This window comes from Marseilla massiliensis, from assembly GCF_016899855.1.
Lineage (GTDB): Bacteria > Bacteroidota > Bacteroidia > Bacteroidales > Bacteroidaceae > Prevotella.
In genome coordinates this window covers 20538-45662 of sequence record NZ_JACJJG010000017.1, presented here as the reverse complement: position 1 = coordinate 45662, position 25125 = coordinate 20538, and the positions used below count along the sequence as shown (strand labels likewise).

The following is a 25125-nucleotide window of genomic DNA, read 5'->3' as shown; positions in this document are numbered from 1 at the left end:
TGGGGTTATGGGGTTTTACGGTTATGCGGTTATAGGGTTATGCGGTTATAGGGTTATGGGGTTATGAGGTTATGGGGTTATGAGGTTATGGGGTTTTACGGTTATGAGGTTTTGCGGTTATAGGGTTTATATACTTCATAATCTTATTACCTTGCAAAAGAGTACGAATCGCAAGGTAAAAGACCGTGTTTCATGACATTAAAGGCCGTGTTTTATAAGTAAACAAATGATGATGATTTTCGCTAAACATCTGTCAATCTGTCAGCGCTGGGGATAACGCACTGGCTATCAGGATGTTTGGAGCTGAAAGATTGAGGACGAATCTTTCAGGTTCTTTCACGCCGGCAACTGACGGGAAAGGGCTGACAGATGCCCGATAGGCATCTGTCAGCTCGTAAATAATTGACAGTCAGGTTGTTAAGCGTAAAGCTGAAAGATGAAAGATGTTTACGGAAAAATGTTTTATGAATGTCAGTAAAGCTTATATTTATTGGTAGTTAAAAGGGTTAAAGTAGTTAACGTTCGCTTCGCTCATTAAGTAGTTAAAGACAAATGCCTTGTAGCGTGAGTTCGGTATAATGATGATGTGATAATAATCCTACTTCAAGCGGTCGGTGGGTATCTGTCATTCCGCTTGAACTGCAAAACAATGTAAGTTCTTTATTCAAAAGAAGTATTATTCTTATACTGAACTCACGTTAAGTTATGTCCCTACAAAGTGTGTATATGTATGGTTATGCAAGGTTAACTGTAATAGGCGTGTGTGCGGATATTCATAAATGTTTTTACACGCAAATTTGCGCCGTCAGTTCAATCTCTAACTGCCGTAGGCAAGCGCCGGGCCTGCAGCATTGTGGGTTATCCGCAATCGTTGCGCATGCTGCCGTGCCTGCGCAACGCCGTTGTTAAACGAACGAAGCCCTGCAAGCGTGTGCCTGCAGGGCTTCGTTCGTAGCGGGGGTGGGACCCGAACCCACGACCTCCGGATTATGAATCCGACGCTCTAACCAGCTGAGCTATCCCGCCTTGATGTTGTTTTGCGGGTGCAAAGGTAATGACATTTTCTTTAAATACCAAAAAAATCTCGAGTTTTTTGTCGTTTTCTTGCATGAAATTATTATTTTTGTGGCAAAATACTCACAAGCCATGATTTATGGAAGATAATAGAATCAGCCTTGAACGAGAGTTGCGCTCAAAGTCGGCCAGTATAATATGGTCTCTGATAAGCACGCCCGCGGGTCTGGGTAAATGGATGGCAGACGAGGTGAAGTTTGAGGGTAACACGTTTACTTTTACATGGGGGAATGTATGGAGCAGGCATGAGACGAGGACTGCCACGCTGCTCGAGATGAAGAACTTTGACTATATACGTCTGCGCTGGAGTGAAGACGAGTACCGCGACACTTACTTTGAGTTGCGGATGTGTAAGAGCGACATCACCGGTGACTATATTCTTGAAATAACGGATTATGCCACTGACGGCGACACTGACACTCTTGTGGATATCTGGGACGCCAACATGGAGAAGCTGCACAGGTCGACAGGACTTTGAAAGGTGAAAAATTAAAAAGGTAAAAAGGTGAAAATTTTTCACCTTCTCACTTTTTCACCTTTTCACCTTTTAAATGTTGTTTTCTGATATTTTTGTGCTAATTTTGCAAGCTGGTATATTTTACGCCGGAACCTACTGACTGAATAATGCTTCGAATAAAGAAATTAGATAAGTTCATAGCCAAGCAGTTCGGCCTGCTTTTCATAGGAACGTTCTTCATCTGCTTGTTTATCCTGATGATGCAGTTCCTGTGGAAATACGTTGACGAGCTTATAGGCAAGGGATTGACTATGGACGTGCTTGCGCAATTTTTCTGGTACATGAGCCTCATGCTCGTGCCGCAAGCCTTGCCGTTGGCCATATTGCTGTCGTCGCTCATAACGTTCGGAAACCTTGGCGAGAGCAGCGAGCTTACTGCCATCAAGGCTTCCGGTATTTCGCTGTTGCAGGCATTCAGGTCGCTAATCGTCATTGTAATCTTCATATCCTTCGGCTCGTTTTATTTCCAGAATGTTATCGGGCCCAACGCCAATATGTCGTTCTCGCGCCTTCTCCTGTCAATGAAGCAGAAGAGTCCTGAACTGGAGATTCCTGAAGGTGTGTTTTACGACGGCATTCCCGGATGCAACCTTTATGTGCAGAAAAAGGATATGCAGACGGGCAAGTTGTATGGCGTGATGATTTACAAAATGACCGACAGCTATGAAGATGCCGCCATAATACTTGCCGACTCGGGCATGCTCCAGTCTACGGCAGAGAAGAAGCACTTGCTCCTGACGTTGTACAGCGGCGAGTGGTTCGAGAACATGAAGTCGCAACAGATGGTCAGGGGTACGGGGGTGCCTTACCGCAGGGAGACTTTTGTGCTGAAGAAAATCCTGCTTGACTTCGACTCAGACTTTAACGTAGCCGATGCTGGGGCGCTGTCGAACAGTTCGAAGAGCAAGAGCGTGGCGCAGATCGTCCATGACATTGACTCGCTCAACCATGTGTACGACAGTGTGGGGCGTGCCTTTTACCGTGATGCCCAGCGCGAGTATTATTCCGTGCCGTCGATAGGCAAGACGGACTCGCTAAGGGCAGTGAAGATGGCAGGAACCAAGACGTTCAGCTTCGACTCGGTGTACAGCCGCCTGAACGCGGACAAGAAACTGACGGCCGTCAACGGAGCGCTGAATAAGGTGAGGAGGGAGATGAACGACCTTGACTTCAAGGGTATGCTCACGTCTGACGGCGACAGGCTGATAAGGTCGCACAAGATTGAGGCCATCAACAAGTACTCTGTCGCCTTGCAGTGCATACTCTTCTTCTTTATCGGGGCGCCGCTGGGCGCAATCATAAGAAAGGGCGGTCTTGGTGTGCCTGTGATAATATCCGTGCTGGTGTTCATCGTGTTCTTCATCTTCGACAATTCGGGCTACCGAATGGCCAGGGCGGGAGAGTGGACTATCTGGTTCGGCAAGACGATATCCCTCGCGGTGCTTACCCCGCTTGCGGTGTTCTTCACGTACAAGGCCAATAATGACTCCGTGGTGTTCAACATAGACTTTTACCGCAATCTGTTCATGAACCTGCTGGGATTGCGCATGAAACGTTCGGTGTACAGGAAGGAGGTAATCATAAACGACCCGGACTATGCCGGCGATGCGGAGAAGCTGGCCCACATAAACGAGGAAATAAGCGCCTATGCGCATGAGCACAACCTGCTGATGGCCCCAAGCGTGGTAAAGGTGTTCTTCAAGTACAGTCCGGACCATGTTATCGAGGACATAAACGCTCGTATGGAGGCAGTGATTGAAGACCTGTCAAATACGAAAGACAAGCAGGTGCTGGCGCTCCTCAACGAGTATCCTTACATGGCGGTAAAGTCGCATACGCGTCCGTTCGAGCATAAATGGCTAAATATCGCGGCCGCGGTAGTGGTACCTGTTGGCTTGTTCCTTTATTTCAGGATGTGGCGGTTCAGGCTGCGCCTGTTCAGGGACCTGCGCGTCGTTAAACAGACCAACGACGGACTGATAGACAGAATAAACGAAATGAATACTGGCGGTAAGCGGAATGTTGCCGTATAATATAAAATAAGGTGAACTTGAATATGGAAAAACTGAAAATCAATACAGTCGAAGAAGCTCTTAAGGACTTCAAGGAAGGCAAATTTGTAATCGTTGTGGACGACGAAGACCGCGAGAACGAGGGCGACCTTATCATCGCGGCAGAAAAGATAACCGCGGAAAAGGTGAACTTCATGCTGAAGTATGCTCGTGGCGTGCTGTGCGCCCCGATAACGTTAAGCCGGTGTGACGAACTTGACCTGCCCCGCCAAGTCGATGAAAATACGTCCATGCTCGGAACACCGTTTACGGTGACCATCGACAAGCTTGAGGGTTGCTCTACGGGCGTATCTGCACATGACAGGGCCGAGACTATCAGGGCTCTTGCCGACCCGGCCTCGACGCCGCAGACATTCGGCCGCCCCGGACATGTCAATCCGCTTTACGCGCAAGACAACGGCGTGCTGCGTCGCAGCGGCCATACCGAGGCTGCCATAGACTTGTGCAAGCTGACGGGATTGTACCCGGCCGGCGCGCTGATGGAGATAATGAACGATGACGGCACCATGGCGCGTCTTCCGCAGCTGCTTGAGTTCGCAAAGGAACATGACCTCAAGGTGATATCCATCAAGGACATGATAGCCTACCGCCTGCAGCGGGAGTCGCTGATAAGCGTGGGGCAGACCGTGGACATGCCTACGGAGTACGGGCATTTCAAGCTTGTGCCGTTCAGGCAGACAAGCAGCGGGCTTGAACACATGGCCCTGATAAAGGGCGAATGGCAGCCCGAGGAGCCTATCCTGGTGCGTGTGCATTCGTCGTGCGCCACTGGCGACATCTTCGGCAGCAAGCGTTGCGACTGCGGCCAGCAGCTGCACAAGGCTATGCAGATGATAGAGAAGGAAGGCAAGGGCGTGCTGATATATATGCAGCAGGAAGGACGCGGAATAGGCCTTATGAATAAAATAGAAGCGTATAAGTTGCAGGAGGAGGGCTATGATACTGTGGACGCGAATGTTCATCTTGGCTTCAAGCCAGACGAGCGCGACTATGGTTGCGGAGCCCAGATGTTACGCCACCTCGGGGTGCATAAGATGAGGCTGATGACCAACAACCCGACCAAGAGGGTGGGGCTTGAGGCTTACGGCCTTGAAATAGTGGAGAATGTGCCGATAGAGATAACCCCTAACGAGTACGACTATAAATATCTGAAAACAAAGAAAGACCGCATGGGGCATGACTTGCATTTGTAAAAATGCGTGTAAACGGCTCATTTTGGAAACATTTTTTAGAAAATGACATAAAAATATCAATTCTTTTATTTCCACGTAACGAATAAATTATTTAATTTTGCAGAAATAAATCACGTATAATTATGGCACAGTTATCAGACCGTCTTAATCGTTTGGCGCCCTCTGCCACATTGGCTATGTCGCAAAAAAGCGCTGAGATGAAAGCGCAGGGAATCGATGTAATCAACATGAGCGTAGGAGAGCCGGACTTCAATACACCGGACCATATCAAGGCCGCAGCAAAGAAAGCCATTGACGATAATTATTCGAGATATTCTCCTGTTCCGGGATACATGGACCTTCGCGAGGCTATCGTGGCAAAACTGAAAAGGGAGAACGACCTGGACTACAGCGTTAGTGAGGTGCTTGTGTCTAACGGTGCCAAGCAAAGCGTGTGCAACGCGGTTATGGCGCTGGTGAATGACGGTGAGGAAGTAATCATTCCCGCTCCTTATTGGGTAAGTTATCCGCAAATGGTGAAGCTGGCGGGAGGTAATCCCGTAATAATCGAGGCCGGTTTTGACCAGAATTTCAAGATTACGCCGGAACAGCTTGAGGCAGCCATTACGCCAAAAACCAGGATGTTGATACTTTGCTCGCCGAGCAACCCTACAGGCAGCGTATATTCAAGGGAAGAGCTTGAAGGACTTGCCGAAGTGATAAAGCGCCATGACGACGTGTTCGTCCTTGCCGACGAGATTTATGAACATATTAATTATATCGGCAGGCACAACAGCATTGCGCATGTGCCGGGAATGAAAGAACGTACAATCCTCGTAAACGGAGTGTCAAAGGCTTATGCTATGACCGGATGGCGTATCGGGTATATCGCCGCTCCCGAATGGATTGTCAAAGGTTGCAACAAGCTGCAGGGACAATATACAAGTGGCCCGTGCTCGGTCAGCCAGAAGGCTGCTGTCGAGGCTTATGTTGGCGCGCAGGATTGCGTAGAGGAAATGCGTAAGGCGTTTGAACGCCGTCGCGACCTTATTGTTAGCCTCGCAAAGGAAATACCGGGGTTGGAGGTGAATGTTCCGGAAGGCGCATTCTACCTGTTCCCGAAGTGCAGCAGTTTCTTTGGCAAGAGCGACGGAACACATACAATCAATAGCTCAACGGATTTTGCACTGTATTTGCTTGAAGTCGGTCATGTTGCCACTGTAGCAGGAGATGCTTTCGGCGATCCTGATTGCTTTAGAATGAGCTATGCCACGAGCGACGATAATATCCGAGAGGCAATGGCGAGGATAAAGTCGGCAGTGGGCAAGTTGAAATAGAACATTGCCGTGATGTGTTAAAGATGACAGCGAAAATATATGGATAAAAGTCAAAAACATTGTTAAAAACTCTGCTTTTAGTGCTTTTATTACCTATAAATTGTTATCTTTGTGTGCTTGTTTTATGATACGCGCTCTATTGAGGGAAAAACGACACACTCTATTAACATTAAATCGAAACTTTATAACTTAATAATTAACTAACAAACAAAATTAAATTAAAATTATGGCAACTACACAAAAAGCAGCAAGCCCCCAGAAAAAGAATCAGGGCTTCCAAGGTATCAGAGCAGCATTTTGGGTTATCGTTGTATGTCTTGTCATCGCGATTTGCATATACAACCTCCTGCTCGGCAATCCTTCTAACTTCGCAGGTAACGACCCGGCAGGTCACCCGACTAACTTGCTCGGAACAATTTACAAAGGTGGTATCGTCGTTCCTGTCATCCACACACTTTTGCTTACTGTCATCGCATTGAGCATTGAGCGCTGGCTCGCACTTAACACCGCATTCGGAAAAGGCTCTTTGGCTAAGTTCGTTGCCAACATCAAGGCAGCCGTTGCTAAAGGCGACTTCAATGCAGCACAGCAGATCTGTGACAAGCAGAGAGGTTCTGTTGCAAACGTTGTTTCTGCTTCAATCCGCGCATACAAGGAGATGGAGACCGCTCCCGGCTTGAAGAAGGCTCAGAAGGTTGCTAAGATCCAGCAGGCTCACGAGGAGGCAACACAGCTTGAAATGCCTACCCTGCAGATGAACCTCCCGATTCTCGCAACAATCGTTACACTTGGTACACTTACCGGACTTCTCGGAACCGTTATCGGTATGATCCGTTCATTCCAGGCTCTGGCTGCCGGCGGTGGTGGTGACTCTCTCGCACTTTCTACTGGTATTTCTGAGGCGTTGATTAACACCGCGTTCGGTATTTTGACTTCTTGGTGCTCGGTTATTGCATATAACACATTCACAAACAAGATTGACAAGCTGACATACGCGCTTGATGAGGTTGGTTATACTATTGCTCAGACATACGAAGCCAACCACACTGAAGAAGCTTAATTTTACTAACCCTTTAAAATCTTATTACTATGGGTAAAGTAAAAATTAAGAGGCAATCCATCTGGATCGACATGACCCCGATGAGCGACGTGATGGTCTTGCTGTTGACTTTCTTCATGTTGACGTCAACGTTCGTGAAGAATGAGGCAGTGAAGGTCGTTACTCCAGGCTCAGTGTCGGAGGTGAAGGTTACAGACAAGAATGTCCTGACTATCCTTGTTGACAATAAGGGTAAGGTGTTCTTGGGCTGGGACAAGCCGGGCGACATGGAGACAGCTCTGAGCAGCATGGCAGACCAGTTCGGAGTATCACTGACCGGGGCGCAGATGAAGAATGTGCGCAGTGCTACGAATATTGGCGTGTCAATGAACGACATTGGTAATTTCCTTAACCAGGAATCTAACCAAATGAACGCATATCAGCAGGATAAGGGTATTCCTACTGACAGCATTGACGGCGGTATGAGCGAGTTCCAACTCTGGGTTAAGACTGTTACTGACGCAAATTCAGACATGAAACTTGCCATCAAGGCAGACGAGAAGACCCCTTACAAGGTCATCAAGAAAGTTATGTCTGAACTTCAGGACATGAACCAGAACCGTTACGAACTTATCACTTCTTATAAAAAAGTGGAGGACTAAGGCATGGCAAAAAAGAAACTGAGTAGACAGAAGAAAGTCGACCTTCGCGTGGACTTCACCCCGATGGTGGACATGATGATGCTTCTTATCACGTTCTTCATGCTGTGTACGTCTTTGAGCAAGCCCCAGGCAATGCTCTTGACGATGCCGAGTAACGATAAAAATGTTCAGGAACAAGATAAGACTGCGACTAAGGCTTCACAGACAATCACTGTCTTTGTAGCAGGTAACGACAAGATTTATTATGTGGCCGGAATTCCTAACTATGAAGATCCTTCATGCTTGAAGGAGACTACATGGGGCAAGGACGGAATCCGTAGCGTGCTTATCAATCACGTTACAGAAGATGGAACCGTTCCGGTTGCGGCAATAATGAAAGCAAAGCTGGAACTCGACGCTAAAAAGCTGAAAGACCCGGCTAAGTATCCGGATTCTATTTACAATAAGGAGCTTGACAAGCTGAAGAATGGTGAGGTTAATGGACAGAAGATTCCTACGCTGACTATTATCATCAAGGCAACGGACGACGCTTCTTATAAGAATTTGGTTGACGCTCTGGATGAGATGCAGATTTGCAGTATTGGTAAGTATGTCATCGACAACATTACCCCTGAAGACAGACAGCTCCTTAGCAAAAAAGGTGTTCGTTTGAATTAAGGCGTAACAAGTCGTTGGTTAACATTTAAAACGAAAAGACAATGTCAAAAATAGATTTAATATCTAATGAATGGGCTGACCTTGTTTTCGAAGGGAGAAACCAAGCCTACGGAGCCTACAGGCTTCGTAAGAGCACTTCCAAGAGAAATCTTTGGTCATTGCTCATCGTGCTTATTGCTGCTGTTGTCATATTCTCTGCCATAGCGATCAAGAACGTAATTCAGGCTAATCAGAAGGTTGCCATTACGACTGAGGTTGAGCTTTCTAAGATTGAGACAAAGAAGCAGGCCAAGGTTGAGAAGAAGGCTCCTGTTAAGATTGAGCCCCCGAAGCCGGTAGAGAAGGTGAAGAGTTCTATTAAGTTTACCGCCCCCGTCATCAAGAAGGACGAAGACGTGAAGCCTGAGGAAGAAATGAAGAATCAGGATGAACTTCAGAAGACTAAGACTACAATCGGTGCTTTCAACGTTGTAGGTAATGATGAAGTAGGTGGTGAAGTCCTTAAGGCGAAAGAGGAAATTGCCCAGCCAGAACCTCCGAAGGAGGAAGAGAACAAGGTGTTCGACGTGGTTGAGGAGAATCCTTCATTCCCAGGTGGTCAAGCTGCTTTGATGCAGTGGCTGAACGCGAATATCAAGTATCCGGTCATCGCGGCCGAGAACGGTATTGAAGGGCGAGTTATCGTTCAGTTCGTTGTAAGCAAGACCGGTTCCATTTCTGATGTAAGGGTTGTACGTGGCGTTGACCCGTCACTGGATAAGGAGGCTGTTCGCGTTGTAAGCAACATGCCTAATTGGACTCCTGGCCGTCAGAACGGTACGACTGTAAACGTAAGGTTCACTTTGCCTGTAACATTCAGATTACAGTAAAACGAGCAAGATGAGAAAAGAACTATTCTACGGTTTAGTAGGATTCACACTGTTCTTGGGATTTGTTTCGGCATGTACCGACAAACCCAAGAACGGTAGGACTGATACTTATTCGTCAGGAGCGATAACTTTCGCTTCTGACGAAAGTTTTAGCCCTATCATTGATGAACAAATCCAAGTATTTGAAAGTATATATCGTGACGCAAAGTTGACTCCGATATATACGAATGAGCTTGATGCGGTCAATCTCCTTATGAAGGATAGTATCCAGTTGGCGATTACCGCAAGGAATTTTACGAAAAAGGAACTCGAGAATCTCAAGGCCCGTAATTACCTGCCTGTGGCCATTCCTTTGGCTTATGACGGGCTATCGCTTATTATCAACAGGGAAAATACCGATTCGTGTATTTCAATTAAGAACATCAAGCGAGTATTGAGCGGACAGGCGAAGACTTGGGGCGATATCGTTCCAGGTTCGAAGAGAGGTGAAATTCAGGTGGTTTTCGACAATAGTAAATCGAGTACGGTTCATTTTTGTGTTGATTCAATCCTTGACGGGAAGCCTATAAACAGCCCGAATATCGTGGCCGTAAAGACCAGTAAAGAGGTTGTCGACTATGTCGAGAAGGCTCCTAACGCCATTGGCATTATCGGTTCAAACTGGTTGAATGACAAACGTGACACCACCAACACCACATTTAAGAAGAATATAACTGTTATGTCGGTAAGCAGAATGGACACAGCTACTTATTATAACAGCTGGAAGCCTTACCAGGCATACTTGCTTGACGGACATTATCCGTTGGTAAGAACAATATATGCATTGTTAAACGATCCGATAAACGGTCTTCCATGGGGCTTCGCCCATTTTATAGAGTCGCCCAAGGGACAGCTTATCATATTTAAGTCAGGTTTGTTGCCAAGGCGTGGCGATATAACCATAAGGTCGGTTAGCGTAAGTGACGAGTGATAAACTTGTCAAGATTGATTGTTTGAGAAGATGATAAATGAAAATTTATAGAGTATGAAAGCAATTAAATATGTATTAGCAGGAGTATTGATGACAAGTGTCTTCGCTCCGTCAATGGCCCAGGACGTTAAGTCGCAGGTTGAGGCCATCAAGAAAGTTGTAACTGACAACAAGTCAAATCCGGCAGCCGCAGAAGAGCAGGTTAAGGATTTTGTTAAGGAAAACAAGAAGAATGCTGAGGCATTAGCAGGACTTGGCCGTGCTTATTTCGAGATTAAGGATACGGCGTCAGCCCGTGAGTATGCCATGATGGCTATCGACAGGGGCAAGGACAACAAGGGCAAGGCACTTGCTTATATCCTGCTTGGTGACATCGCTGCATTGAGCGATGAAGGTGGAGGCGCCGCAAGCCAGTATAACCAGGCTATGTTGCTTGACCCCCAGAACCCGACAGGTTATATCAAGTATGCTGCCGTTTACCGTAAGGTTGATCCGGAAGGTTCAGTTGCCGTACTTGAAAAGCTACGCCAGGTGCAGCCTGATTATCCTGTTGACGCAGAGGCAGGCCACTTCTTTTATGGCGCAAACAAATTTGACAAGGCTGTAGAATATTACGGAAAGGTAGACCTTAACCAGTTGAAGGAGAACTATCTCACTGAATATGCTACAGCTGCGCTTCTTATGGCAGACTCAAAGAAAAGTCTGGAAGTGTCTTTGTTCGGTGTAAACAAGAATCCGCGTGATGCTGCCATGAACCGTATCACTTTCTATAATTACACGGATTTGAAGGATTACAAGAACGCAATCAAGTATGCTGACGCGCTTTTCAACAAGTCTGACAGTGCGAAGATTTCGGCTCGTGACCATCAGTATTATGGCTACGCACTTATGGGCGACAGCGCTTTTGACCAGGCTATAGAGCAGTTTAAGAAGGCTCTTGAAATGAATGCTGAACTTAATGACGTCCGTAAGCAGCTCTCTGACGCTTATCTTGCAAAGAATGACTTTACCAACGGACTCGCATATTATGACGAGTATCTCAGCAAAATAGAGAAACCGTCAGTACCCGATCTCGACGGTCTTGCCAAGCTTTACATGCAGCAGGCTGCAAGTATGGATTCTCTTACTACTGACAAGGTTAACGCTTTCAAGAAGGCTGACGAGATTTACGGCAAAATCGCTGCCGACTCTCCCGGCAATAAGCTGTATGCTACCATGATGCGTGCCCGTATCAACTCACAGCTTGACCCCGAGTCAACTCAAGGTCTTGCAAAGCCTTATTATGAGGAGTATGCGCAGTTGGCACAGACCGAGCAGGCTAACAACCCCAAACTGCTCATTGAGCCTTATCTGTACCTTGGTTATTATTATATCCTCAAGGAGGACAATGCTACCGCCAAGACATACTACGAGAAGGTTAAGGCTATCGACCCGCAGAACTCTATTGCCAATCAGGCACTGGAGGTGTTGAAATAATCATTATCAATGATAAAGTCTTAAACGGCGCGCCATCATGGGATGGCGCGCCGTTTGCGTATTTGCACAAATCATTTTTGCCGTATTTTTTCGTAATACATCTTCCATCTTTCACTATTCGATATAATCGGTAATGTACAAAGATTTATGGTGGTGGAATATGTGTCGTCCGTATCTTTCACCAACTCGAGTCTCTGTCGGTCCGTTAATGTACGCCATGTTGCGTGATGAAGTATCGGTGAAATACGATTATCCGCATCTTTCACAGTGTAAAGGCTTGTGTGCCAGAATATTATGCCTTGCTGTGAAGGATGGAAGATTGTTTGGGATAATCTGTTGGGCATGCGTAATGGATATAAACGGAAACTTCCGTAGCGAGTGCTTGCTGTGCGTAATGATGCCGTTGACGGTCTTTTGATACGTAAAAGGCCGTGAATCAGTATGCGATTCACGGCCTTTTATGTTATTGTTTACGGCTTTTCATGACGTTTGTCGGCGCAGTCCTGCTTTTTGCTGCTCGCATATTGCGATGCCGGCTGTGTCTGCTGTTCCTCTTTCCCCTTCTTGTTCAGTTCCGGATAGCTGGTGCGCGTATGGTATATAGCTTTCAGGCGCTCAATAAGCACCTGTTTGGCTACGGCTATATCGTGGAACGTTATCGGGCATGTACGGAAGAATCCGTCCTCTACCTGTTGGTCGATAAGTTTGTTGACGAGGTTGGATATGCTCTCTTCTGTATATTCCTTCAGCGAGCGTGCGGCGGCCTCTACCGTGTCGGCCATCATCAGGACGGCTTGCTCGCGGGTAAACGGGTCGGGGCCAGGGTATGTAAACAACGTGTCGTCGACCGGTTCGTCAGGATGTTCGTTCTTGTATGAAATGTAGAAATATTTTGTCTTGCCTGTGCCGTGGTGTGTCTTTATGAAATCCTTTATTACGCCCGGCAGGTTGTATCTTTCGGCCATTTTCAGTCCATCGGTGACGTGGCTTATCACCACTTGGGCTGCATCTATGCGCGGCAGGGCGTCAAGTGGATTTATTCCTCCCATTTGGTTCTCGGTAAAATAGACGGAGTTTTTCATCTTGCCTATGTCGTGATACAGCGCGCCGGTACGCACGAGCTGGCTCTTTGCGCCAATCTTGTTGGCTATCTCGGCCGCCAGGTTGCCCACCATTACCGAGTGTTGGAACGTGCCTGGGGCGACCTCGCTGAGGCTGCGCAACAGCTTTTTATTTGTGTTTGACAGCTCGATTAAAGTCACGTTGGATATGAATCCGAAGGTCTTTTCAATGACGAGCATTAGCGGGTAGGCGAACAGCAGGAGCACGCCGTTGACCGCAAAGTAGGCGTACATGCTGTGGTCCATCGTGAGAATGCTGTTGTCCTGCATCAACTGTAGGGCGAAGTATATGCCGCTACTGCCCAGAGTGACGAGCAGTGCGGTCTTGAATATCTCGGCACGCTGCGACAGTTCGCGTAGCGAGTAGATGGCTATGAACCCTGCCACGAGCTGCACGATGATGAATTCGTACTGGTATTTTACTGCGGCGGCACAGATGAGCACCATTGTGACGTGAGCCGTGAAGGCCGTTCGCGAGTCGACAAACACGCGTATGAAAATAGGCGCTATGGCAAACGGCAATATGTATACGCTGAGCACGTTGTGCGTTATCATCAGCGATACTAGGATGGGGAATACGGTAATCATCACGTACAGCATGGCTATGCTGCGAGGCTTATCTAAATAATCCTTGCGGAACAAGCGCAGGTAAGTGGTGAACAGAAGTATAAGCGTGCCTACGAACAGCACCTGTCCGGCTATCGTAGACGGCACGGCACTTGCGCTGGCGCTTCGCCGTTTGGTCTCGCGCTCGAAAGAATTGAGCACCCTGTACGTGTAATCGTCTACTATTTCGCCCCTGTCAATGATTTTCTGTCCGCTCAGCACCATGCCGCTTGCCAGCGGTATTCCGCTCAGCATGTCGCCCAGCTCGCCCTCGCTGCGCTCCTCGTCGTAGATTATGTTCGGCTGGATATACTCGTTAAGGTTGCACCGTTGCAGAATCTGCCTTTGGGCGGCGAGCTTAGGGTCGGAGAAAAGTTGCTCGTATGCGGTCATCGTTGAGTACGTACACATGATTTCAACGCTCGTGGCCTTTTTTCCGCTAACTATGCGTATCATGCTCGTTGTGTCGCGGCTTATCTTTGAATACTCGAGCGCGTCCATCACTCCCGCGAGGTACAGCCTGTGCAGCCTGTCGGCTATCGTGCTTACGTATTCGGCAGGAAGCCCCGGTATGCCGTCCTTGTAGTTGTCGATAAAGCGCTTTACCTGCTCCTGTTCCACTTTTGCGTCGTAGTTGTAGTATGGCTCGAAGGCATCGGTAATGCTGTCCTGCTCTTCCTTTATGGTCTCCTCGGTTTTGTATATCGGGAAATCGAACTTTGCTATGAGCGAACTGTACATCCACGGCTTGCCCACGTCGTAACGGAATTGCGGGCCGCTGTTGCGTGGCAGGAACGACACTATTAATGCCACGGTAACCACTACCAGCGCCGTATAAACCAGCCAGCGGCCATGGTGGTGGGTGTTTGCGTTGTCAAATCTAATCATTTTCCGGGTAATGTAACTTTGCCCTGCGAAAATAATAAAAATCTGTGCCATTTTGCAAAAAATATTGTATTTTTGCACAAAAATAACTTTATCTTCATTAAAATACATGTCAGAAAGAAAAGTAAGGGTGCGTTTCGCGCCCAGTCCGACCGGTGCCTTACATATCGGCGGAGTACGCACAGCATTGTATAACTACCTGTTCGCCAAGCAGAATGGCGGCGAACTGATTTTCAGAATAGAAGATACGGACTCGTCGCGCTTCGTTCCAGGAGCCGAGGAATATATAATAGAGTCGTTCCGCTGGCTCGGAATAAAGTTTGACGAAGGCGTCAGTTTCGGCGGTTCGCATGGCCCTTACAGGCAGAGCGAGCGCCGGGCCATTTACAAGAAATACGTAGACCAGCTGCTCGACGAGGGCCGGGCGTACATCGCCTTCGACACTCCAGAGGAGCTTGAGGCCAAGCGCACGGAAATAAAGAACTTTCAGTATGACGCGCATACACGTTCGTTAATGCGTAACTCGCTTACTATGCCCAAGGAAGAGGTTGACCGCCTGGTTGCCGACGGGGCGCAGTATGTGGTAAGGTTCAAGGTTGAACCCGGCGAGGATGTGCATGTACACGACATGATACGTGGCGACGTGGTTATCAAGAGCGACATCCTTGACGACAAGGTTTTGTACAAGAGTGCCGACGAACTTCCCACTTACCATCTTGCCAATATCGTTGACGACCACTTGATGGAGGTAACCCATGTCATTCGTGGCGAGGAGTGGCTGCCCAGCGCGCCGCTGCACGTGCTTCTTTACCGTGCTTTCGGATGGGAAGACACCATGCCGCGTTTTGCCCATTTGCCGCTGCTGCTTAAACCGGACGGTAAGGGTAAGTTGAGCAAGCGTGACGGCGACCGACTCGGATTCCCCGTATTCCCGCTTGAATGGCATGACCCCAAGACCGGCGAAGTAAGCCGCGGATATCGTGAAGAGGGCTATTTCCCCGAGGCGGTAATCAATTTCCTTGCGCTGCTTGGCTGGAATCCCGGCACAGAGCAGGAGCTTTTCACGCTTGACGAACTTGTCAAACTGTTTGACATAACCAAGTGCAGCAAGGCCGGTGCCCGTTTCGACTACAAGAAATGTATCTGGTTCAACCACGAATATATCCTCCGCAAGAGCAACGAGGAGATTGCGGGCCTGTTCGCGCCTGTAGTTGCCGGCAACGGTGTAGACGAACCTCTGGAGCGTGTTACCCAAGTTGTGGCAATGATGAAAGACCGTGTAGACTTTGTCAAGGAGTTGTGGCCGTTGTGCTCGTTCTTCTTCATTCCTCCTACTGAGTATGACGAAAAGACGGTGCGCAAGCGTTGGAAGGCTGATTCGCCGCAGGTTATGGCCGAACTGGCAGATGTCCTTGAAAGTCTTGACGACTTCTCATTGGACAATCAGGAGCGTGTCGTCATGGCTTGGGTTGAGGATAAAGGATATAAGCTGGGCGACGTCATGAACGCCTTTCGCCTGGCCCTTGTCGGCATAGGAAAGGGTCCCGGCATGTTCGATATATCAGCCTTTCTCGGCAAGGAGGAAACCCTGCGCCGGCTTAGGAGGGCCATAGCGGTGTTGGGAAATTAAGAAATGAGAGTTAAGAATCGGAGAAACAATCAGTCGGTGATAGCTTTTAATGCCGTTTTTGTTGATTCTTGACTCTTATTTCTTTACTCGTTAACTCTTGATTCAACATTATGTACGAACTTATCATACGCTTATACTCGCTTGGAGTGGCAATAGCTTCGCTGTTCAACCCTAAGGCCAGGAAGATGCTTAAAGGAGGGCGTGAGGCCTTTGGCGTGCTTGCCGACAAGATTGACGGCGGCAGCCGCTATGCGTGGTTCCATGCGGCCTCGTTGGGAGAGTTCGAGCAAGGCCGTCCGATTATGGAGCGTCTTCGTGTAGAGCATCCTGAGATGAAAATCCTCTTGACGTTCTTTTCGCCGTCAGGATACGAGGTCAGGAAAGACTACAAGGGAGCCGACATCGTATGTTACTTGCCGTTGGATACATACAGCAACGCCCGTAGGTTTGTTGAGGCGGCAAGGCCGGCGGTCGCGTTCTTCATCAAGTATGAGTTCTGGTGGAACTATTTGCGGTTGCTTAAACGCTCTGGCGTACCCGTTTACAGCGTCAGCAGTATTTTCCGTCCCGGCCAGGTGTTCTTCAGGTGGTATGCGCGTCCTTACGCACGGGTGTTGCGTTGTTTTACGCGCTTCTTTGTCCAAAATGAAGAAAGCCGCAGGCTGCTTGGTTCTATGGGCATTACCGATGTGGACGTAACGGGTGACACACGCTTTGACCGTGTAATGCAGATTAAGCAGGCGGCAATGAAGCTGCCGCTTATTGACGCTTTCACTCACGGGGCTAAGGTGTTCGTGGCAGGCAGCAGCTGGCCACCTGACGAGGAGATTTTCATCCGCTACTTCAATGCTCATCCCGAGTGGCGGCTCATCATCGCGCCACACGTGGTGTCGGAAGACCATTTACGCCAGATAGAGAGGCGCCTTGAGCGTCCCGTAGTGCGTTATTCGCATGCCACGCCTGAAACGGTTGCTGGTGCAGGCTGCCTGGTTGTAGACTGCTTCGGACTGCTGTCGTCAATTTACGGATATGCAACGGTGGCATACGTTGGCGGCGGTTTCGGAGTAGGCATACACAATCTGCTTGAGGCCGCGGTGTGGGGCGTTCCGGTAATATTCGGCCCTAACAATGCACGTTTCCAAGAGGCGCAAGAGCTGAAGGCATGTGGCGGGGGGCTTGAAATATGTTCTTACGATGATTTTAAACATGTGTTTGATAATTTCAATGCCTCGCCGCAAGCCGTGATGGCTGCCGGTACTGAGGCTGCAAACTACGTCAGGGAAAAGGCGGGGGCAACGGATGTTATATTGAATGCTGTCGAGCCGAGGCTTCGCGCGTCCCTTTAATGGCTATAATCTGCCTTAAGAAAACTATCTAACCGATGATAAGACAGCGGCCGCGGCCATATCCTTGAAGGGTGTGGCCGCGTTTTATGTATGCAGTGTCATCATTTGCCGTGCGTCACGGGCCCATGCCGGTGATGTTGACGGATTACATTTTTGCTTACCATTATTACTGATTTACGCCTGAGTGCCTTTGTCTTGTCATGGTAAATGGTTACCTTTGCTCCTGCGTTAGGCCGTTGCTGTTTGCGCGCCTGATCGTCGTATAAAGTTCAATTGAGTAGTAATCATGTGGTTTGCAGTATTTTTCATCCTTCCGTTGGCCGGTCTCGTCTACGTGGCGTGGCATGTGTGGGCGTTGTTGCCCGTGGCTACGGTGTACCGATGGTGCGCGGTGGGCGTATGTATATTGGCGTTGGCCATGATGGTGATGAGCTTCGCGCGCGTTACCGAACATGTGCCGTTGTGGATGGCCAAGGTTGTGTACAATGTCGGGTATCCGTCGCTTTTCATAATGCTTTACGCTGTAATGGCGTTCCTTTTGCTTGATGTGCTCAGGCTGGTGCATGTCGTGCCGCGCCAGTGGCTTTATTCTAACGGTACTACAGCGACGGTTCTCGTGTTGTTGATTGCCGCCGTGTTCGTTTACGGAAACGTGCGTTTCCATGACAGAAAGTGCCGTACTATCGGCGTGGAAACGGCCAAGCACTTGGATGGGGATGTTACGGTCATGCTGATGAGCGACCTGCACCTGGGCTATCATATCGGTCCAAATGAGCTTGGGCGGATTGTGGACATGATAAATGCCGCACGTCCCGACATGGTGTTGATTGCTGGTGACTTGATTGACGGCAGCCTGCGCCCGCTCGACGAGCAGCGTATGGCCGGAATCCTGCGCTCGATAAAGGCACCGGTGTATGCTTGTCCGGGCAACCATGAGTACTACGCAGGCATTGACAAGTCGGCCGACTTCATGCGCCGTGCCGGTATTACGTTGTTGCGTGACAGTGTGGCGACAGAGGGCGACCTGGTGATTATCGGGCGTGACGACCGCACCAACCGCCACCGCAAGAGCCTTGGCATGCTGATGAAGGACGTTGACAGGGGACAGTATACCATACTTATGGACCACCAGCCGTATCATCTTGAACAGGCCGAGCGCGCGGGCGTTGACTTTCAGTTGAGCGGGCACACGCACCACGGCCAGGTATGGCCTATATCGTGGATAACTGATGCTGTGTATGAAGTGTCGCATGGCACTTACCGCCGCGGCGACACTCATTATTATGTATGTCCAGGCGTGGGGCTGTGGGGTGCTAAATTCCGTATCGGCACAGATTCGGAGTACGGCCTGCTGCGCCTCTCGAACCGTGATTGACGGTCCCAGTGCTGTAGGCGGAGCGTAAACGGCGGTGTCGTTTTGCGTCATTTTATAAGGAAGGAAAGTTTACCCGAAATCCGTTAAGCATGATTTCGGGTTCTTTTTTTCCTCATTCTGTATTAAATAAAAGGCTTTATTCCATCACGTAAAACCGCGTTTCGCGTTGAGAATAAGCACTTCTTTGAACGGTTTGCGTAGTCTCAGGATATGGCAGGCTGTGTACTCGAAAAAAACAAAAGCTCGTTTCCCATGCTTTTATTTTGCTTTTCCCTCGTCTTGCATTATCTTTGCATATACTCTAACCTGTTAAAAACATAACCTTACGATAATTATGACAAGAGAAGAAGAACTACTCGCTAAAATCCAGAAGATGTGCGACCAAGATCTTGAGGCCGACGTCATTAAGATGATTGACGCTCTTCCCGACGGAGAACGTACGTACAAGGTGGTGGGGCTGCTTGCCCGTACGCTGTCTAACCTTGCAGGAATGATACGTTCCGGATATGTTGAGGACGTACAAGATCCCGACGCCCTTGACCGCAGGGCTCTTGAAATTCTTGCCGAGACGGCAGAGGAGGGCAAGGATGACCCCAACTGGTGGTGTCGCAACGGATATACACGTATGGGGCTTGGCATGGAAGCCGAGGCTATTCCGTACTTCGAGCACGTAATGACACTTATCCCTGACGATCCCGAGACGCAGGAGTTCTGGAGCGACGTGCCCGAAGCGATAGGGCAGTGCAAGGCCATACTTGACTTCCTGGACCATCCCAAGGCGAAGGAAAGGCCTTATTTTATGAGGCGTTCGATGGTTATCTGCATACAGCGTGATGCCGCCTACCGTCTCGACATAGACCCTTTCGTGCCGCGCATCGCTGCCGTCGACGGTATAGAAGGACTTGTCTGCGAGCGGGCAGGGGATGAAAGTGTATCGACGGTGGCGCGCATCAAGGGGCGTTTCTACGGCGAGGAGTTCGACATGGAGATTGACCGCGTTGAAGATTTCGACCCTTCCGGTCTGCGTGTCTCCACTTACTTCAACGATTCGGATATTGAACTCGTGCAGGAACTGCACAGCGGTTATGCCGTGGACATGCGCTTCGGCACTGACGACCCCTCACGCTGGTTCCACCTGCAGATGTGCATTGCCGATATGGCTGTGCCCGATATGCTTGTGGCTTACGACCTGTCGGCATGCCAGGCGCTCTCCGGCCACCTCGTGCGGAGGATTGCCTCTTCGGCAGTACCGCCTCATCCCGACTTTGCGTACACCATCTGGGACGAGGCCGACAGCCGTGGAACTGACGTCTGGCTGTACACACGCGGACTTCAGAGGATGGGACTGCCTGACATTGAGATTATGCACAGCTCGCCCAGACATGCCGTATGCCACCGCAAGCTGATTAGAGCCGTCGTTAAGTACATGTTCTGGAATCGCCACGACAACGCCTCGTCCGTGCCGAAAATAGACTTGCCCGTAGCTTACATGGCAGGAGGTGTGCCTCTGTACGTGCGCCTGTTGCCCTGGCCCGAGGCCATTAAGGACGGCAGCCGCAGCGCCGGCACGCCGGGCTCATTGCGCACCCGCCTTAAGAGGATGAACTCCGACAGCTGCGTGATGTTCGCATATCCTGACGAACAGGCCGTTGCCGAAGACGTTTACCAGCCATTGTGGATGATGGACGACTTTCTTGACGACGGCCATGAAGACGACACGAAGTTCATCATCTGTGAGGAAGAGAACACTCGCATGCACCGCCTCGCCATGGAGACGTTTGACATAGTGGAGCGTGTGGCGCGCCTTACTCCGGAAAAGGTAATGCTGCGCCTGTGGCTTGAAGACGACGACGGTGAGTTGGACACGCTGTGGGCGCGCCTCACGAAATATGTTGACCGCAATAATTTTGAGATTAGGATAGAGGACGACGAGCATGCCGGCGAGGACAACGGCAGCCAGCTTGCCTTTATCGACGAGACCGACGAGCGTATATCGACATGGCTTATCGAGGCCGGCGAGCATTGTGTCACTCCGGAAAGCATTTATCTGCTTGACGCCGAGCCTGGCCTGAAAAAGGAGCTGGGACTGGAGTGACACGCGTCGGACGGCGATGTGTCGGCATGGCGCGGGGCTTATTGCATGCCGCTTCATGCCGTGGAACAGGCAAAAAATAAAGGCGGCTCGAATGTTCGAGCCGCCCCGTTGTAATTCTAAATAAATAAATTAGCCTAAGCTAATAGCCTCTGACGGACATACATCCGCGCAAGTGCCGCACTCTGTGCACATGTCAGGGTTGATTGAATACTTCTCGCCCTCAGAGATTGCTCCTGCCGGACATTCGTCGATACATGTACCGCATGCGATACAGTCGTCACCAATTACGTAAGCCATAATGTTCTTGTTTTATTTTAGTTAATAATGTTTTGTACCTACTTTTGTACACTGCAAAGGTAATATAATTATCTTTAATACCTATTTTTAGGTATTTGTTTTTAGATTGTTTAACGCTTATTTTATTAAACCTGCGCGTAAAAAGAACAAAGCGTGGAGGTGTTCGTTTTTGCGTATGCCGTGCGTCTTTGGCGTGCCTGTCGGTAAATGTTGCCGTGGTATGGCTTTGCGCCCTGCGTCATTCAAAGTAGAACGACAGCACTATCATCTTGCTGTGGGCCTCGTTTATGGATCTTGCGTATATGCGCATATTCTCGTCGCGCAGCCGGTCGGCGTGTTTCGTGTCGAGGCTGTTGATGAGGCTGTAGCAGAACTTCAGCTCGGGGCGCAGCTTGAAGAATGGCAGGTAGATGTCGCAGCCGAGTCCTACTTCAAGCATTATGTCGTAGCGTTTCAGCCGTACATAGTCGTTGTCGCCGCCCGAGAGGTTCACCATGGGGTCTATTCCCGCCATTATGTAGGGCCGCGCGTTGTCAAGCCGCGGTGCGGCGAACTGCAGGTTGAGCGGCACGCCTATGTATACGGTCTTCATGTCCTGCGTCTGTACGATGGGTTCTCCGTTCTCCAGACGGTCGGTATGGTTGTACAGTGTCAGGTGGCGGTTGCCGAAATATAGCGTCGGAGCCATGCGGAAGGCGAAGTGCTGGCTAAGCCTCAGCTCGCCGAGCACGCCGACATTGAAGCCCATGTCCCATCTGTCCTGGTCGCATGTTATGAGCGTTTCGCCCTGCGTGCCGTCCTCGTTCATTACCGTCTGCGGCCCAATGTTGCCGAACTCGATGTCCTGGAAGTGCGTGCCTACCACTACGCCGAAGTGGAACGGGCGCAGGTCGGTATATGGCCGGTTCTGTACGGCGTTGCCTTGGGCGGCGGCATGCATGGCCACGGCCGATAGTATGATTATGGAAAACAGTTTTCTCATTATTCAATATAACGGTGATATTGGTTGAATATTTTGTCGTCAGGTTATGAAAAATGGATTTTTAGGCTTTGTGGCGTGGCCGTATATAGTGCCGGCGGCGCCCGGTGGTTATGCCAAAGGCCGTCTTTCGCAACGTGAAAGACGGCCTTTGGCCTTGTGTTTTGCGGCCTTTTACATTGCGAAAGGCCGCCTTTTATGAAGCGGTATGTTTTATTTGCTTTCGATGTTTACGATAATCCTGCCTATGAAAATGCCGTGCTTGCCGTTCTGGTCGTTGGGAATGTCCCTGCCGTCAAGGTCCTTGATATATTTCATTTGTTCGAAGTAAGTGTGCGAATGGCCTCCGAGCACGATGTCAACGTTCCTCACTTGCGGCATAAGCTCGGTGTCGTCAAGGCCGAGTATGTCCCATCCGAGATGTGAAAGGCATATCACCACGTCACACTTCTCTTTCTCCTTAAGCGTGCGTGCCACGTCGTTGGCCGCCTTTACGGGGTCGTTGTATTTCACTCCTGCGCACGATGTGGCGAGCACGAGGCCGTCGAGTTGCGGCGAAAGGCCGAACACTCCTATCTTCAGTCCGTCGCGCCTGATGACGGTGTATGGCTTGACTATTCCCTCGAGAGGAGTTCCCGTAAAGTCGTAGTTGGCGCACACGATAGGGAACTTGGCTTTCCTGAACAGGCGCGCCATGTTCTCCACGCCGAAGTCAAACTCGTGGTTGCCTATCGTGGCGGCGTCGTAGCCCATGAGGTTCATCAGTTCAACCTCAACGTCTCCTTTGTATAAGGTATAGTAAGACGAGCCTTGCGAGAAGTCGCCGCTGTCGAGCAACAGCAGTTGCGGATAGCGTTGGCGTTCTTGCCTGAGCATTTCCGTACGGCGGATGAAGCCACCGCGTCCTGCGAGCATGGTGTCTGCAAGGTGCGCGTTGAGCGGATATATGCAGCTGTGGGTGTCGTTGGTGTGCAGTATTACAAGCTTTTTGCCCCTTGCCTGCAAGGTTGTCATGGCCACAACGGCCATGAACGCAATGATTATAAAGCGTTTCATTTTTCTTCAGTCTTTATTCGTCCTTCTATGCGTGAGCTTACGCTGATGCCCTGCGACATCTTTTCCTTCATGTATTTCATTATGATGAAGCGCACGTTGTTGTCCTTGCTTTGTGGCGACTTGACGTCGATGGCCGCCTTGAATGCCGCCATGTTGTCGTTGCCCTGCGCCACGTAGTCCAGTGTTGCCACGCGGTATTTGGCATTTGGGTCAATATCCTTGCCGTCCAGTCTGGCCGACTTCAGTCCGCCGTCCTTGGTTATCACGAGCTCTACTCCATGGCTTACGCCCTCTCCTCCTGCCGCCGCTATCTGTCCGAACAGTTCGAGTACCCTGTCGCCTGTAAGCGTGACGAAGCATATCTTGTTCTCGAAAGGCGCCACGTCGAGCACGTCGCCGTATGTCACGTCGCCCTTGGCGAATGCCGAGCGAATGCCGCCGATGTTGTACACGGCGAAGTCCGGTTTTTCGGAATAATCCTTTCCGCACCACACGAGGATGTCCGCAAGCAAGTTTGACAGCGGGCTTTCCGGCCTTTCGGCATACATGTATTCCGACGTGCGACCTACTACGGGGCTCATTATGCTGTCTACATGCCGCTTGTATGGCGCGATGAAGTCGGCCACCTCCTTTGCCGGCGTACCGTCATACGTGCTGTCTATTAGTATGCGCGAGCGCTCATAACCTGTTATCATGTATCCTGTCGAGCAGGATACGGCCATCAATGAAGCGGACATAAGTCCGCAGAAAATCAGTTTGTTACGCATGTTTTTATATGAAAAATCGATGCAAAGTTAGGCAAAAAGGCAAACAGGGCAAAGAAAAATGTAAAAAAATCAGGTTACGTTTGGCCATGATGTGGAAAATGACTACCTTTGCACCGCTTTCCGCGTAATCGCTGACAGGAAGAAGAGTTGCCTCGTTATGTTGCGCCGGAACGATGAACAAATTTAATTATAAAACAACAATGGATTTAATTAAAGTTGCTGAAGAAGCATTTGCAACCGGCAAGAAGTTTCCTGAGTTCAAGTCAGGTGACACTGTAACTGTCGCTTACAAAATCATCGAGGGTTCAAAGGAGCGTATCCAGCTCTACCGTGGCGTCGTAATCAAGATCTGCGGCCAGGGTGACAAAAAGCGCTTCACCGTCCGTAAAATGTCAGGAACTGTCGGTGTAGAGCGTATTTTCCCGATCGAGTCTCCTAACATTGACAGTATCGAAGTGAACAAGGTTGGTAAGGTTCGCCGCGCCAAGTTGTATTACCTTCGTAAACTTACTGGTAAGAAAGCCCGTATTGCAGAGAAGAGGGTTCTTACGAAGAAAGACTAATCAAGGCAACATGCATGAGTCAAGGGGTGATGATAGCTTACGGCTTTCTTCACCCTTATTTTTTTATCCACATGTGTGATTAATTGCGTTGGCAAGCCTCATTGATGGCGCTATACGGCAAAATGTCATACGTAAAGCGGCCACCCGGAACATGGGTGGCCGCTTTACGTATGACATTTTGGCTTTGTTTTACAGTATAGCCTCGAATTTTTCCTGCAGTTTTGACTTCGTAGTGGCTCCTACAAACTTGTCAACGATTTCGCCGTTCTTGAAGAACAGGATTGTAGGGATATTCCTTATGCCGAACTCGAGGGCAAGTTCGTCATTCTCCTCGACGTCGCATTTTCCCACTACAAGGCGTCCGTCATACTCCTCTGCCAGCTCGGCTATAATGGGAGCGATAGCCTTGCAGGGACCGCACCACGTAGCCCAGAAGTCAACTACCAACGGCAGGTCGCCGTTCTTATAGCTCTCGAAGTTCTCTGTTGTGATTTTTACTTCCATTGTAAAATAGTTTTTTGTTTATGATAATTATTGAGTTTATGTCTTTTTAATAGCAA

At 49.4% G+C, this 25125-nt stretch carries 21 protein-coding genes and 1 tRNA gene; 15 read left to right on the top strand and 7 right to left on the bottom strand.

Features of this window, described 5'->3' with window-relative positions; translation table 11 throughout:
- Positions 1 to 952: 952 nt before the first annotated feature.
- Positions 953 to 1026 (bottom strand) — tRNA-Met (locus H6A34_RS05340).
- Between the two features lie 127 nt (positions 1027 to 1153).
- Between H6A34_RS05340 and H6A34_RS05335 the strand changes: the two genes are divergently transcribed.
- The 10 genes from H6A34_RS05335 to H6A34_RS05290 all read left to right on the top strand — a co-directional run bounded on the left by H6A34_RS05335 (position 1154) and on the right by H6A34_RS05290 (position 11845).
- Positions 1154 to 1552 carry an START-like domain-containing protein gene (locus H6A34_RS05335; RefSeq protein WP_021947709.1) on the top strand — a complete coding sequence of 133 codons (399 nt, stop codon included), beginning with the start codon at positions 1154 to 1156 and terminating at the stop codon, positions 1550 to 1552.
- A gap of 146 nt (positions 1553 to 1698) precedes the next feature.
- On the top strand, positions 1699 to 3624 hold the full coding sequence (locus H6A34_RS05330; protein ID WP_205103956.1) for an LptF/LptG family permease: 1926 nt from the start codon (positions 1699 to 1701) through the stop codon (positions 3622 to 3624).
- 23 nt (positions 3625 to 3647) lie between these two features.
- Positions 3648 to 4856 carry a bifunctional 3,4-dihydroxy-2-butanone-4-phosphate synthase/GTP cyclohydrolase II gene (locus H6A34_RS05325; RefSeq protein WP_021947711.1) on the top strand — a complete coding sequence of 403 codons (1209 nt, stop codon included), beginning with the start codon at positions 3648 to 3650 and terminating at the stop codon, positions 4854 to 4856.
- 122 nt (positions 4857 to 4978) lie between these two features.
- Positions 4979 to 6172 (top strand): pyridoxal phosphate-dependent aminotransferase, encoded by a 1194-nt coding sequence (locus tag H6A34_RS05320; protein ID WP_205103954.1) that lies wholly within the window; start codon positions 4979 to 4981, stop codon positions 6170 to 6172.
- A gap of 226 nt (positions 6173 to 6398) precedes the next feature.
- Positions 6399 to 7232, top strand: a complete 834-nt coding sequence (locus H6A34_RS05315; protein WP_205103952.1) for a MotA/TolQ/ExbB proton channel family protein — start codon at positions 6399 to 6401, stop codon at positions 7230 to 7232.
- Positions 7233 to 7261: 29 nt separating this feature from the next.
- Positions 7262 to 7873, top strand: a complete 612-nt coding sequence (locus H6A34_RS05310; RefSeq protein WP_021948749.1) for an ExbD/TolR family protein — start codon at positions 7262 to 7264, stop codon at positions 7871 to 7873.
- A 3-nt stretch (positions 7874 to 7876) separates the two neighbouring features.
- Complete coding sequence (locus tag H6A34_RS05305; protein WP_021948748.1) at positions 7877 to 8530, top strand: ExbD/TolR family protein; 654 nt, start codon at positions 7877 to 7879, stop codon at positions 8528 to 8530.
- Positions 8531 to 8571: 41 nt separating this feature from the next.
- Positions 8572 to 9399 carry an energy transducer TonB gene (locus tag H6A34_RS05300; RefSeq protein WP_021948747.1) on the top strand — a complete coding sequence of 276 codons (828 nt, stop codon included), beginning with the start codon at positions 8572 to 8574 and terminating at the stop codon, positions 9397 to 9399.
- A 10-nt stretch (positions 9400 to 9409) separates the two neighbouring features.
- Positions 9410 to 10369 (top strand): PstS family phosphate ABC transporter substrate-binding protein, encoded by a 960-nt coding sequence (locus tag H6A34_RS05295; RefSeq protein ID WP_021948746.1) that lies wholly within the window; start codon positions 9410 to 9412, stop codon positions 10367 to 10369.
- Positions 10370 to 10423: 54 nt separating this feature from the next.
- Positions 10424 to 11845, top strand: coding sequence for a tetratricopeptide repeat protein (locus H6A34_RS05290; RefSeq protein WP_205103950.1), 1422 nt, complete (start codon positions 10424 to 10426; stop codon positions 11843 to 11845).
- A gap of 470 nt (positions 11846 to 12315) precedes the next feature.
- Here H6A34_RS05290 and H6A34_RS05285 read toward each other — a convergent pair whose 3' ends face one another.
- A complete protein-coding gene (locus H6A34_RS05285) occupies positions 12316 to 14460 on the bottom strand; it encodes an HD family phosphohydrolase (protein ID WP_205103948.1) in 2145 nt (714 codons plus the stop codon).
- Between the two features lie 106 nt (positions 14461 to 14566).
- Between H6A34_RS05285 and gltX the strand changes: the two genes are divergently transcribed.
- From gltX to H6A34_RS05265, 4 genes are all read left to right on the top strand, one after another.
- Entirely contained in the window at positions 14567 to 16087 is a 1521-nt protein-coding gene (gene gltX / locus H6A34_RS05280; protein ID WP_205103946.1) for a glutamate--tRNA ligase, read from the top strand.
- A gap of 110 nt (positions 16088 to 16197) precedes the next feature.
- Positions 16198 to 17433, top strand: coding sequence for a 3-deoxy-D-manno-octulosonic acid transferase (locus H6A34_RS05275; protein ID WP_205103944.1), 1236 nt, complete (start codon positions 16198 to 16200; stop codon positions 17431 to 17433).
- Positions 17434 to 17719: 286 nt separating this feature from the next.
- Complete coding sequence (locus H6A34_RS05270; RefSeq protein ID WP_205103942.1) at positions 17720 to 18808, top strand: metallophosphoesterase; 1089 nt, start codon at positions 17720 to 17722, stop codon at positions 18806 to 18808.
- Positions 18809 to 19142: 334 nt separating this feature from the next.
- A complete protein-coding gene (locus H6A34_RS05265; protein WP_205103940.1) occupies positions 19143 to 20903 on the top strand; it encodes a tetratricopeptide repeat protein in 1761 nt (586 codons plus the stop codon).
- A 129-nt stretch (positions 20904 to 21032) separates the two neighbouring features.
- Here H6A34_RS05265 and H6A34_RS05260 read toward each other — a convergent pair whose 3' ends face one another.
- From H6A34_RS05260 to H6A34_RS05245, 4 genes are all read right to left on the bottom strand, one after another.
- Positions 21033 to 21200, bottom strand: coding sequence for a 4Fe-4S binding protein (locus tag H6A34_RS05260; protein WP_021852804.1), 168 nt, complete (start codon positions 21198 to 21200; stop codon positions 21033 to 21035).
- A gap of 238 nt (positions 21201 to 21438) precedes the next feature.
- Positions 21439 to 22182, bottom strand: coding sequence for a type IX secretion/gliding motility protein PorT/SprT (gene porT, locus H6A34_RS05255; RefSeq protein WP_205103938.1), 744 nt, complete (start codon positions 22180 to 22182; stop codon positions 21439 to 21441).
- A gap of 210 nt (positions 22183 to 22392) precedes the next feature.
- Positions 22393 to 23235, bottom strand: coding sequence for a bifunctional metallophosphatase/5'-nucleotidase (locus H6A34_RS05250; protein ID WP_205103936.1), 843 nt, complete (start codon positions 23233 to 23235; stop codon positions 22393 to 22395).
- Complete coding sequence (locus H6A34_RS05245) at positions 23232 to 24002, bottom strand: 5'-nucleotidase C-terminal domain-containing protein (protein WP_205103934.1); 771 nt, start codon at positions 24000 to 24002, stop codon at positions 23232 to 23234. The genes H6A34_RS05250 and H6A34_RS05245 overlap by 4 nt, the downstream gene beginning before the upstream one ends.
- A 200-nt stretch (positions 24003 to 24202) precedes the next feature.
- On the opposite strand from H6A34_RS05245, the gene rplS reads away from it, so the two are divergent.
- The gene (gene rplS / locus H6A34_RS05240) at positions 24203 to 24565 is read left to right on the top strand and encodes a 50S ribosomal protein L19 (RefSeq protein ID WP_021948735.1); all 363 of its coding nucleotides are present in this window, start codon (positions 24203 to 24205) and stop codon (positions 24563 to 24565) included.
- 189 nt (positions 24566 to 24754) lie between these two features.
- Here the strand turns inward: rplS and trxA are convergent, their stop codons facing one another.
- Positions 24755 to 25069 carry a thioredoxin gene (gene trxA, locus H6A34_RS05235; protein WP_205103932.1) on the bottom strand — a complete coding sequence of 105 codons (315 nt, stop codon included), beginning with the start codon at positions 25067 to 25069 and terminating at the stop codon, positions 24755 to 24757.
- Between the last annotated feature and the right edge of the window lie 56 nt (positions 25070 to 25125).